Genomic DNA, 11,749 nt, shown 5'->3' on the forward strand with positions numbered 1-11,749 from the left:
CCCGGCGTCCCGAGTAGGCTGCTCAGGTGCAGATCACGCGGATGGACTACCCCTCGTTCCCTGAGGATCCAGGCTTCTGGATCTTCGAACTCGACGAGCGTCTCTGGGGCGACGTGGTGCGCGGGCTGTTCGGCAACGAGGACCTGTCGCACTCGGCGCTGCGCCGCTGGGCCGAAGGGACCAGGCCCCAGTACAGCCTCCAGGTGCCGTTCGTTGCGTTCGAGGACGGCACGCCCGTGGGTGTCGCGTTCGTTGAGCTGCCGCAGCGTGACAACAGGCACGTGGCCTTCCTCAGCGTTGTCGTGGCGGAGGCTCACCGCGGCCGCGGCATAGGCGCGGCGCTCTATGACGCAGCGGTCGCGGAGGCGCGCTCCGCCGGCCGCGACACCCTGCAGGCCTGGACGTGGGAGCCGGCCACTCCCCGCGGCTCGCGCCGGCTCAGCGCGGCTGAGGGGGAGGGGGCCATCGACCCGGAAGGAGCACCGGCGCGATTCCTGCTGGGCAGGGGCTACCGGCTCGTGCAGGTTGAGACCATCTCAGGGATGACCCTCCCGGAGCAGGGCCTGCTGGACGCCGATGCCGCTGCGGCTCGGGCGGCCACCGCGCCCGAGTACGACCTGGTGCAGTGGTCTGGAACCACCCCGGCTGAATGGCTCGACGAGATGGCCCGCCTGATGGTGGTGATGAGCACCGACGTGCCGATGGGCGAGGCGGCTCTTGAGCCTGAGCTGATCGACGCCGCCCGGGTGCTTAGCCACGATGAGGCGCTGGCCAGGGGTGGCTGCGAGTGGCTCTATACCGCCGTCCGGCACGTCCCGACGGGGCGCCTCGTCGGCTTCACCCGATTCATCTACGAGTCCGGCCGGCCGGTGGTGGACCAGTGGGAGACCCTCGTCGTGGGAGACCACCGCGGTCGCGGCCTGGGCTGGTTCGTCAAGACGCACAGTCACGCCTCGGTGCGCGCACAGTGGCCACTGGCCGGGCGGCTGGTCACGGGCAACGCGTCGGAGAACGACTACATGTTGGCCATCAACCGGCGTCTGGGGTATCGCCCGATCGCGGCGTCGGGTTGGTTCGAGCACCGGATGCGGGGCTGAGGCGCGTGGCGCTGTCCCGTCGGTCCATCGTTGAGGCAGGGCTAGGCATTCTCGACGAGTACGGCCTCGGCGACCTTTCGATGCGGCGGGTTGCCGACGCACTCGGGGTCCAGGCCGGGGCGCTGTACTATCACGTTCCCAACAAGCAGTCGCTGCTCGCCGCCGTCGCCGACGAGATCCTCGCCGCCGCTGTGGCCGACGGGGCCCCGGGCCCAGGCGCCGTCGCCGAATGGCTGTCGGAGTGGGCGCGAGGGCTGCGTCGGGCGCTGCTCCAGCACCGCGATGCCGCCGAGCTGGTCTCCTCGGCACACGCGCTCGGACTCGGCGCGGTGGACCCGTGTGGCGCTGGCAGGGAGCGGCTGGAAGCGGGGCTGGCGCCTGAGCCTGCCGCCACCATGGCGGCGCTCCTGCACTTTGTGCTCGGGCACGTCATGGAGGAACAGACGCGGGCGCAGATGCATCAGCTGGGCGTGGTCAGCCACTTCGATGCCGCCGACGCAACCCGCACCTTCGAGTGGGGGCTTGCGCTCTTCATCTCAGGGGTGGACTCGTCCACGGTGCGGATCGGGGTCGGACCCGGCGCGATGCGATGAGCGCGAGTGCGCGCCTCGTCCTGCGTTCGCTGATCGGACCGGTGTACGCGCCCACGCTGGCCCAGGCCGTCGGAATGATGGCCACTCTGCCTGTGATCCCGCTCATCGCCCTGGCGTTGGGGTTCTCGGTACCGGCGGCAGCAGCGCTGACCCTCATCACCGGTGTCGTGGGTGTTCTCGGCCCCATCCCTTTGGGGGCGCTGATGACGGCGCTGGGGGAGCGGCGGGCCATGATCGTCACCGGGGTGGCGGTGACCTGCACCCAGATCGGCACGCTGGTGATGGTGGAGCATGCACGCATCACCGGCCCCACGCACTGGCACCAGGCGGGCCTTGTCGCCTCCCTCGTGGTGTCGTCACTGTCCCGGGAGGTGTGGATCATCGGGCGGCAGGCCTACCTCGGAACCGCTCTGCCACCAGAACTGCGGGCCCGGGGGATGAGCACCTTCGGAGGCATGATGCGCATCGGCCAGGTGATCGGGCCACTGCTCGGGGCAGGCATCATCGCCCTGGGGCATGAGGGTTGGGTGATCGGTCTCGACGCGGTGGCGATGGCCGCCGCCACGCTCATGGTGGCGCTCACGATGCTCCCCGGGGAGCACGCCGCGAAGCGACCCACCATGCGCCAGGCAGTGGGAAGAATCCCGGTCGTGCCCTCCCCGCAGGCGCCGCATCGGACCGCAGGGGTGACAATGGTCCTGGCCGGGTTCGCGACGGTGCCGCTCACCATGTCCCGGATCTCCCGCCCCCTCATCTTCCCTCTGCTCGGTGCGATGCTCGGGCTCCGCGGGGACGAGATCTCGCTCATTTTCGCCATTGCCGCCGTCGTCGAGATCGTGATGTTCGTTCCGGCGGGCACCCTGATGGACCGTTACGGTCGGGCCGCGGTCCTGGTGCCGTGCCTGATCTTCTCCGGCGCCGGATACCTGCTTCTGGTGGTGCTCGCCGCCACACTCGCTGAGGGCTCTCGGGCCGGGGCCTTCTGGGCCCTTGCCGCGTCGGCGGCGCTGGTGGCGTTCGGCAACGGGTTCGGGGCCGGCATAGTGATGACGCTGGGCATCGACCTGTCGCCGGAGGCCCACCGGACCCGGCATCTGGCCAGATGGAACACCGTCAACGGCACCGGCCGACTGCTGGCTCCGGGCATCGTGGCGCTGGTGACGCTGGCGTGGCCGATCTCGGCCGCCGGGGCCGTGGTCGGTGGTCTGTGCTGGGCGGGGGCCGTGTGGGCGTGGTGGCTGATGCCCCAGATCACGCCCGGGCGAGCAGGCGGACCTGCTCGTCGAACTCCGCGTCGATCTCCGGGTTCGGACGGTAGGTCACCGACGACACCGCCACCGCGGTCACGAGGTTGAGCACGAAGCCGGGCAGGATCTCGTAGACGTCGAAGATGCCGCCCTCCATCGTCCCCCAGACCCCGACGGTCGCCGCGCCCATCACCATGCCCGCGAGGGCTCCCCAGCTGCTGAGTCGACGCCAGTACAGACTGAGCAGCACGGTCGGGCCGAAGGCGGCGCCGAAGCCGGCCCAGGCGAAGGCGACCAGGCCCAGGATGGTGTCGTTCTGCTCCCAGGCCAGCGCAGCGGCGACGATGGCCACGGCCAGCACCGCCCCCCTGCTCAACAGCACGCCGCGTGCGGCGGTCAGCCCTGCGGGGAAGAACGTCGCGTACAGGTCCTCGACGAGGGCCGACGCCGTGACCAGGAGTTGCGACGAGATGGTGGACATGATGGCGGCGAGGATCGCCGCCAGCATGAACCCGGCGATCAGGGGGTGGAACAGCAGTTGTCCCAAGGCGATGAACACCGTCTCCTGGTCCGGGAGGAGGCCCTCGTCACGCTTGAAGACGGCGATGCCCACGAGTGCGGTGCCTGCGGCGCCGAGGCAGGACAGGATCATCCAGCCCATGCCGATGCGTCGGGCGGGCACGGCCTCCTGAGGTGTGCGCAGCGCCATGAACCGCACGATGATGTGCGGCTGGCCGAAGTAGCCCAGCCCCCACGCGGCAGACGACACCACGCCCATCACGGTGGTCGTGGCCCCCCAGAGCTTGAAGGCGTCCGGGTCCAGCGTCACGACGATGTCGTACAGCGCGACCGGCCCGCCGACATAGACCACCCCTGCGAGCGGGACCGCGACCAGCGCCGCCAGCATCATGATTCCCTGGACGAGGTCGGTGTAGGACACGGCCAGGAAGCCACCCACCAGGGTGTAGAGCACCACAACCCCGGCCACCAGGACCATGCCCAGGCGGTAGTCCATGCCGAACGAGGCGTCGAAGAACTTGCCCCCGGCCACCATTCCGCTCGAGACGTAGAAGGTGAAGAACACCAGGATGATCACGCCGGCGGTGAGGCGTAGCGCTCTCGTCGAGTCCCTGAGGCGGTTGCCGAAGAAGCTGGGGATGGTGATCGCGTCGCCCGCCAGTTCGGTGTAGGCGCGCAGGCGGGGGGCGACGAACTTCCAGTTGAGCCAAGCGCCGATGCTCAGCCCGATGGCGATCCAGAACTCCACCATGCCTGAGAGGTACAGCGCCCCGGGCAGTCCCATGAGCAGCCACCCCGACATGTCGGAGGCTCCCGCGGAGAGCGCGGCCGCCACTGGGCCGAGCGCCCGTCCCGCCAGCATGTAGTCGTTGACGGTGGTCGTGCGGTAGTAGGCCCAGACTCCGATGCCGATCATGGCGGCGAAGTACACGACCATCGCGATGCCCTGGTAGGTCTCCTCGGACATGTCTTCCCTTCGAAGCGGCGAACTCAGGTCAACCTATCGCGCGTTCGCGGGGGCAGGATCGGCGAACTCAGCTAACGCGACCCTTGGGCCCTGCTGCAGAGATGACCAGGCCGAGGATTCCGAATGCGAGGAGCGCCCATCCCAGCGTGACGGCGGGTGCGGTCCAGTCCTGCAGGGAGGACATCGTGCCCTCGACAAGGGCCGACTGGACCGCCGCCGCGAGGGTACTCCCGTCGGGGACGGAAACCCCGTCGAGCGTGCGCCGCCCGAGGATCACCGCGACCATCCCAGCGACCGCCGCGAGGGTCCAGGCCACCCAGCGCCCTCGTCGGGAGCCGACGGCGAGCCCGAGGACAGCCAGCAGGGTAGCGGCCGCATAGAACCAGATCCAGTGCCTTGCCACCGCCAACCCGTCAGCGGCGTATCCGGCCTGCACGGTGTCGGGCCGGCCGAGCGCGATGCGCAGCTCCTCGGCGGGGACGTCGAGCTCGATGACGAAAGGGCGCAGGAGTTCCGGCGTCATCTCCAGCAGCCTGGCCTGACCCTCCTCGACGAATGGCGCCAGTGGCAGCCACAGAGTCGGAGCGTCGGCGCCGTCGGTGCGCATGGCGTCCAGGCCCGTCACGAAGTCCGCACGCGACCGGTCGATCGCCTCGTGCCACGCCTCCGTCACGCCGTCATCGGTCAGCGCTGCGTGTACGGCGAGCCCGATCAGGTCCTCCAGTTGTGTCCGGACTCCGGGGAGAAGGTCGACGGCGGAGGGGAGACGTGCGACCGCGGCCGCGCTCAGTTCGACGGCGATCGCGTCCATCACGCGCTGATCGGAAGCCAGGGGACCCGCTATCGCGTGCAGGGGGGCCGGGGTGCGGGCAACCCGGTCGAGCCAATGGGCCCCCAGCCCGGCCAATGCGGCGCCAACTGCGGCGAGCAGGAGCACGAGCGAGATCGTCGTGCGGACGAAGCTGGCCACCGGCGCCTCCTCAGATGTGGGGAACCCAGGGTATCCCGCCCCGGGTGGAATATGTATCGAACTCCTGGCATACTCAAGCCTATGACGTATTCAGTGGCGGTGGCGGGGTGCACGGGCTACGCGGGCGGCGAGCTGCTTCGCCTGCTGCTCCAGCACCCCGAGGTCGAGATCGGCGCACTCACCGGGAACTCGAGCGTCGGCGACAGGCTGGGGGTCCACCAGTCCCACCTGTTCGCCTTGGCCGACCGTGTGGTCGCGCCCACCACCGCGGACGAGTTGGCAGGCCACGACGTGGTCTTCCTCGCGCTTCCGCACGGCACTTCGGCCGCCATCGCAGAGCAGTTGGGCGACGACACCCTCGTGGTGGACGCCGGGGCCGATTTCAGGCTCCAGGATTCTGCTGCGTGGGAGCGGTTCTACGGGTCGGCGCATGCGGGGACGTGGCCGTACGGCCTGCCCGAGTTGCCGGGCCAGCGGGAGCGCTTGGCCGGGGCCAGGCGCATCGCGGTCCCGGGCTGCTACCCGACGGCCTGCACGCTCGCCCTTCTCCCCGCCGTGGCCAACGGCCTGATAGATCTGGGCCAGATCGTCATCGTCGCGGCCAGCGGGGCCTCCGGCGCCGGGAAGTCACTCAAGCCGAACCTCCTCGCCTCCGAGGTGATGGGCAACATGAGCCCCTATGGAGTGGGCGGGATTCACCGGCACACCCCTGAGATCGTTCAGAACCTCTCGTCTGTGACCAGCGCCGCGGTCAACGTCTCGTTCACCCCGCTGCTGGCCCCGATGCCCAGGGGAATCCTCTCCACCTGCTCCGCGCCAGTCGCCGAGGGTGTCACCTCCGAGGACGCGCAGCAGGCCTATCGGGAGTTCTACGCAGACGAACCGTTCGTGCACGTCCTGCCGCCGGGGGTGTGGCCTCAGACAGCCTCGGTCGCGGGGTCCAACGTCACGACTGTCCAGGTGACGGTCGACGAGTCGGCGGGTCGGCTGATCGCCATCTCGGCCATCGACAACCTCACCAAAGGCACCGCCGGCGGTGCGGTCCAGTCGATGAACCTGGCCCTGGGTCTTCCGGAGTCACTCGGGTTGCCCGCGGTGGGCGTCGCGCCCTGATCCAGGCAACGAATATCTCAGATAAGGAAGAGACACAGTCATGAGCACACCTACCGGAGTGACCCTCCCGCAGGGATTCCTCGCCTCGGGCGTCACGGCCGGCCTCAAGGCGAGCGGCCGCCCGGACCTCGCCGTCGTCCGGAACACCGGGCCGAGCATGGCGGCGGCCGGCGTCTTCACCTCGAACCGCGTCGTCGCGGCCCCGGTGAAGTGGTCGAGGCAGGCGGTCGAGGACGGACAGTTGCAGGCCGTGGTGCTCAACTCGGGCGGCGCCAACGCGTGCACGGGAGCGGACGGTTTCGCTGATTCGGCTGCGACGGCGTCGCGGGTCGCGGGGCAGCTCGGGCTCATCACTGACAACGTCGCGGTGTGCTCCACCGGGCTGATCGGGCTCCGGCTGCCGATGGACCTCCTGCTGCCGGGGGTCGACGACGCGTGCGCACACCTGTCGGATGACGGGGGCCCCGCCGCGGCCGTCGCCATCATGACCACCGACTCGGTCCCGAAGCAGGCAGGCATTCGGGTTGGGCCGTGGTCGATCGGAGGGATGGCCAAGGGAGCGGGCATGCTCGCTCCAGGCCTCGCGACCATGCTGGTGGTGCTCACCACCGACGCCGTCCTCGACGCGGGAAGCCTCGACGCCGCCCTGCGGGAGGCCACCCGGCTGAGCTTCGATCGGGCAGATTCCGATGGCTGCATGTCCACCAACGACACGGTGCTGCTGATGGCCAGCGGCGCCTCCGGGACAGCGCCGGAGCCCACCGAGTTCCAGGCGGCGCTGACCGCGATCTGCCAGGACCTCGCCCGGCAGCTGATCGCCGACGCCGAGGGCGCGGCCCACGAGATCTCCATCGAGGTGGTCGGTGCAGCGTCCGAGAGTGACGCGGTGACGGTCGGCCGGGAGATCGCCAGGTCCAACCTGTTCAAGTGCGCCATCTTCGGCGGCGATCCCAACTGGGGGAGGGTGCTCTCTGCCATCGGCGTCACCCACGCCACGTTCGACCCGGACGCCCTGGACGTCTCCTTCAACGATGTCATGGTGTGCCGGGCGGGCCAGATCGGCGACGACCGCGGCCTGGTGGACCTGTCGGGCCGTCAGGTCCACGTCCAGGTGGACCTTCATGCCGGCCGCGACACAGCGACGATCCTCACCAACGACCTCACCTACGACTACGTCAAGGAGAACGCGGAGTACTCCACCTGACCGCGGCGCTCCGCCGCACCTCCGCCTTCACGCTCCGCAACCCGAGGGACCTCCCATGATGACCAAGACCCGTATCCAGCAGCAGCCCGAGCTCATCGCCAAGGCGGGCACCCTCATCGAGGCGCTGCCCTGGCTGGCGGAGTACGCCGGGCAGACCGTCGTGATCAAGTACGGCGGGAACGCCATGACCGACGACGCGCTCAAGCGCGCCTTCGCCGAAGACATCGTGTTCCTGCGGCGCGTTGGCGTGAAGCCGGTCGTGGTGCACGGCGGCGGACCCCAGATCTCCTCAATGCTGGCGCGCCTCGACATCGCCTCGGAGTTCCGCGGCGGGCTCCGCGTCACCACCCCCGAGGCGATGGACGTGGTACGGATGGTGCTCGTCGGGCAGGTGGGGCGCGAGTTGGTCAATCTCATCAACCAGCACGGGGCGTTCGCCGTGGGCATGTCGGGCGAGGACGGCGGACTGTTCACCGCCAAGCGTCGCGGCCTGATGATCGATGACGAGGAGATAGACCTGGGACTCGTCGGCGACGTGGAGTCGGTTGATCCGGCGGCCATCCTCGACCTGATCCAGGCTGGCCGCATCCCGGTGGTGGCCACCGTCGCCCCGGACGTCGAGGGGCAGGTGCACAACGTCAACGGCGACACGGCGGCCGCCGCTCTGGCGGTGGCGCTCGGGGCCAAGCGACTCGTGATGCTCACCAACGTCGCCGGCGTCTATGCCAACTACCCGGACGAGGAGTCGGTGATCACGCAGATCTCCACGCCCGAGGTGCGCGACATGCTGCCGCGTCTAGACGCGGGCATGATCCCCAAGATGGAGGCCTGCATCCGCGCCGTCGAGGGAGGCGTCACGTCCGCCACCGTCATCGACGGGCGGATCCCGCACTGCCTCCTCCTGGAGATATTCACCGACGAGGGCGTGGGCACCATGGTCACCAACGAGGGGGCAGCGGCATGAGCCAGGCAGATCTCCAGGCGCGGTACGGCGCTGTGATGATGAACGCGTTCGGCCCCCCGAAACGGGTGTTCGAGCGCGGTGAAGGGGTGCACCTCTACGACGCCGACGGCGCCCGCTATCTCGACCTCCTCTCCGGGCTCGCGGTCAACGGCCTCGGCCACAACCATCCCGGCGTCACCGCGGCCATCACGCGCCAGCTGGGCCACCTCGGCCACGTGTCCAACTTCTTCGCCAGCGAGCAGCAAATCCGCCTCGCCGAGCGGTTGGCTGCCTTCACGGGCGCGCCCGAGGCACGCGTGTTCTTCACCAACTCCGGAACGGAGGCCAACGAGGCGGCCTTCAAGCTGACGCGGCTCACGGGCCGCACCAAGCTGGTGGCCATGGAGGGCTCCTTCCACGGCCGCACCATGGGGGCCCTGGCGCTCACCCACAATCCCAAGTACCGCGAGCCGTTCGAACCTCTCCCCGGCGAGGTGACCTTCGTGCCCTTCGGCGACGTCGCCGCGCTGCGCGAGGCGGTCGACGGCACGACGGCGGCAGTGGTGGTGGAGACCATCCAGGGGGAGAACGGCGTGGTCCCGGCGCCGGAGGGGTTCCTGGCCGCGGCGCGCGAGATCGCCACCGCGGCGGGCGCGCTGCTGTGGATCGACGAGGTGCAGACGGGGCTCGCCCGGTGCGGTGAGTACCTGGCGCACCGCGCTGAGGGCGTGGTGGCGGACCTGGTCACGCTGGCCAAGGGGCTCGGCAACGGTTTTCCGGTGGGCGCCTGCCTCGCCACAGGTTCTGCGGCGTCCCTGCTGCACCCGGGGCAGCACGGCACCACCTTCGGCGGCAACCCGGTCGCTGCGGCCGCCGGACATGCCGTCCTCGATGCGTTGGAGGGCGGCGTCCTGGACAACGCCCGCACCACCGGGCGCTGGCTCGCCGACGCCATGCGGGATCTGGGTCATCCCCTGATCAGCGGGGTCCGGGGCCGCGGGTTGCTCCTCGGCGTGGTCCTCACCGATGAGGTGGCGGCGCGGGTAGCCGACGACGCGCTGGACGCGGGATTCATCATCAATGCGCCGCGCCCGAACGTCCTGCGGGTGGCGCCGCCGCTCATCTCCACGCCAGCAGAACTGCAGCCCTTCGTCGACGCGCTGCCGGGCCTCCTGGCGCCGCATGCCTGAAGTGACGAGGGCGGGACGGCTGGCCACGCTGCGCCAGCTGGTCAACGAGGCGCGCTACGCTTCGCAGGCGGATCTGATCGAGGCCTTGGCCGCGGAAGGCATCAGCGTGAGCCAGCCCACACTGTCCAAGGATCTTCTGGCGCTCGGCGCCATCAGGCAGCGGGCGGATGACGGCTCCCTCGTCTACGCCGCGGGCTCCGATGAAGGGCACGGAGCGACGATGGACAAGCTGGCCCGCCTGTGCGCGGAGATGCTCCAGTCGCTGCGTGCGGCCGGCAATCAGATCGTGCTGAAGGTGCCGCCGGGGGCCGCGCAGTATCTCGCGGCCAGCCTCGACGCCGCCGCGATGGCGGGCGTGATGGGTACGATCGCCGGGGATGACACCATCCTCGTCATCGCCGCAGACGAGGAGGCGGCCGACGGCGTGGTGCTGCGGATCTCCGAGATGACCAAGAGCGGACGACCAGGAAGAGGGCTTCTCGATGAGCACTGAGCAGGGACGACTCTGGGGCGGTCGATTCGCGGGGGGACCCAGCGAGGCCATGTTCGCGTTGAGCAAGTCCACGCAGTTCGACTGGCGGTTGGCGCTCCACGACGTGGCCGGGTCCCGGGCCCATGCCAAGGCCCTGCACGCCGCGGGACTGCTGGACGATCAGCAGGCGGCCGCCATGGACGAGGGTCTCGCGGAGCTATCCCGTCGGGTCGAGGCGCGCGAGTTCGTGGCCGCCGAGAGCGACGAGGACGTCCACGGCGCCCTGGAGCGCGGGTTGAAGGAGATCGTCGGCGCGGAGCTTGGAGGCCGTTTGCGGGCGGGACGCTCCCGCAACGACCAGATCGCCACGCTTATCCGCAGCTATCTGCGCGAGGAGGTCCGGCTGATCGCCCAGGACGTGGATCAGGTCATCGACGCGCTTGCCGCGCAAGCCGACCGGCATCTGGGGGTGGTGATGCCCGGCCGCACGCACCTTCAGTCCGCGCAGCCCATCCTGTTGAGCCACCACCTACTGGCGCATGCCTGGCCGCTCGTCCGCGACATCGACCGCCTGCGCGACCTCGACCGCCGACTGGCGGTGAGCCCGTACGGCTCCGCGGCGCTCGCCGGCACCTCCCTGGGGCTGGACCCCGAGCTGGTCTCCCGCGAGCTCGGATTCGGCTCCTCCGTGCCCAACTCGATCGACGGCACCGCGGCGCGGGACCTGATCGCCGAGGCCGCCTACGTGCTGGCCCAGATCGGCGTGGACCTGTCCCGCCTGGCGGAGGACGTGATCCTCTGGTGCACCGCCGAGTTCGGGTTCGCCAGCCTGGATGACGCCTGGTCCACGGGCAGTTCGATCATGCCGCAGAAGAAGAATCCGGATGTGGCTGAGCTTGCGCGGGGGAAGGCGGGGCGTCTGATCGGCAACCTGGCGGGGCTGCTCGCGACCCTGAAGGGGCTTCCGCTGGCTTACAACCGGGACCTCCAGGAGGACAAGGAGCCCATCTTCGACGGCGTGGACCAGCTCCACGTGCTGCTGCCCGCCGTCGCGGGCATGGTGGGGACCTTGACCTTCCATCCGGACCGGATGGCCGAGGTGGCGCCGAAGGGCTTCTCGTTGGCCACGGATGTGGCGGATCACCTGGTCCGCGCCCATGTACCGTTCGCCGTGGCCCACGAGGTAGCGGGGGAGACGGTGCGCTACTGCGAGGCGAGGGGCATCACGCTGCAGGAGCTCACCGCCGAGGACCTTCCCGCCATCTCGCCCCATCTCGACGGGTCGGTGCTGGCGGTCCTGACGGTGGAGGGATCCGTCGCCTCCAGGGATGGGCGGGGTGGCACGGCGCCGGATCGCGTGGGTGAGCAGCTCGAGGAGCTGCGCGCGGCCCAGGTGGAGCTCGCGGGGTTCCACGCAGGCTGAGCCCCGAGGAG

The 11,749-nt window shown here is 69.9% G+C and carries 11 protein-coding genes; 9 read left to right on the top strand and 2 right to left on the bottom strand.

Annotation, left to right across the window (positions count from 1 at the left end):
• Positions 1-26 precede the first annotated feature (26 nt).
• Genes ACZK39_RS02760 through ACZK39_RS02770 form a run of 3 tightly spaced genes read left to right on the top strand, consistent with a single transcriptional unit; the run spans position 27 to position 3,045 of the window.
• Positions 27-1,097 carry a GNAT family N-acetyltransferase gene (locus ACZK39_RS02760; RefSeq protein WP_463612434.1) on the top strand — a complete coding sequence of 357 codons (1,071 nt, stop codon included), beginning with the start codon at positions 27-29 and terminating at the stop codon, positions 1,095-1,097.
• 5 nt (positions 1,098-1,102) lie between these two features.
• On the top strand, positions 1,103-1,690 hold the full coding sequence (locus ACZK39_RS02765; RefSeq protein ID WP_182783882.1) for a TetR/AcrR family transcriptional regulator C-terminal domain-containing protein: 588 nt from the start codon (positions 1,103-1,105) through the stop codon (positions 1,688-1,690).
• Positions 1,687-3,045, top strand: coding sequence for an MFS transporter (locus ACZK39_RS02770; RefSeq protein WP_463612435.1), 1,359 nt, complete (start codon positions 1,687-1,689; stop codon positions 3,043-3,045). The genes ACZK39_RS02765 and ACZK39_RS02770 overlap by 4 nt, the downstream gene beginning before the upstream one ends.
• Here ACZK39_RS02770 and putP read toward each other — a convergent pair.
• The gene (putP, locus tag ACZK39_RS02775; protein WP_463612436.1) at positions 2,942-4,423 is read right to left on the bottom strand and encodes a sodium/proline symporter PutP; all 1,482 of its coding nucleotides are present in this window, start codon (positions 4,421-4,423) and stop codon (positions 2,942-2,944) included. The genes ACZK39_RS02770 and putP overlap by 104 nt on opposite strands.
• A 67-nt stretch (positions 4,424-4,490) precedes the next feature.
• Positions 4,491-5,393: a hypothetical protein gene (locus tag ACZK39_RS02780; RefSeq protein ID WP_463612437.1), complete on the bottom strand. Its 903-nt coding sequence runs from the start codon at positions 5,391-5,393 to the stop codon at positions 4,491-4,493.
• An 81-nt stretch (positions 5,394-5,474) separates the two neighbouring features.
• Here ACZK39_RS02780 and argC point away from each other — a divergent pair, with 81 nt between their 5' ends.
• From argC to argH, 6 genes are read left to right on the top strand one after another with little or no spacing between them, the layout of a single operon-like run.
• Positions 5,475-6,506: an N-acetyl-gamma-glutamyl-phosphate reductase gene (argC, locus tag ACZK39_RS02785; protein WP_463612438.1), complete on the top strand. Its 1,032-nt coding sequence runs from the start codon at positions 5,475-5,477 to the stop codon at positions 6,504-6,506.
• Positions 6,507-6,546: 40 nt separating this feature from the next.
• The gene (argJ, locus tag ACZK39_RS02790; RefSeq protein WP_463612439.1) at positions 6,547-7,710 is read left to right on the top strand and encodes a bifunctional glutamate N-acetyltransferase/amino-acid acetyltransferase ArgJ; all 1,164 of its coding nucleotides are present in this window, start codon (positions 6,547-6,549) and stop codon (positions 7,708-7,710) included.
• Positions 7,711-7,768: 58 nt separating this feature from the next.
• A complete protein-coding gene (gene argB / locus ACZK39_RS02795) occupies positions 7,769-8,674 on the top strand; it encodes an acetylglutamate kinase (protein ID WP_182799566.1) in 906 nt (301 codons plus the stop codon).
• Positions 8,671-9,843 carry an acetylornithine transaminase gene (locus ACZK39_RS02800; RefSeq protein WP_463612440.1) on the top strand — a complete coding sequence of 391 codons (1,173 nt, stop codon included), beginning with the start codon at positions 8,671-8,673 and terminating at the stop codon, positions 9,841-9,843. Before argB ends, ACZK39_RS02800 begins: the two co-directional genes overlap by 4 nt.
• Positions 9,836-10,336 (top strand): arginine repressor, encoded by a 501-nt coding sequence (locus tag ACZK39_RS02805; RefSeq protein WP_182783896.1) that lies wholly within the window; start codon positions 9,836-9,838, stop codon positions 10,334-10,336. The genes ACZK39_RS02800 and ACZK39_RS02805 overlap by 8 nt, the downstream gene beginning before the upstream one ends.
• Positions 10,326-11,738 carry an argininosuccinate lyase gene (gene argH / locus ACZK39_RS02810; protein WP_463612441.1) on the top strand — a complete coding sequence of 471 codons (1,413 nt, stop codon included), beginning with the start codon at positions 10,326-10,328 and terminating at the stop codon, positions 11,736-11,738. The genes ACZK39_RS02805 and argH overlap by 11 nt, the downstream gene beginning before the upstream one ends.
• Positions 11,739-11,749 lie beyond the last annotated feature (11 nt).

Source organism: Tessaracoccus luoxuelianae (genome assembly GCF_055326245.1).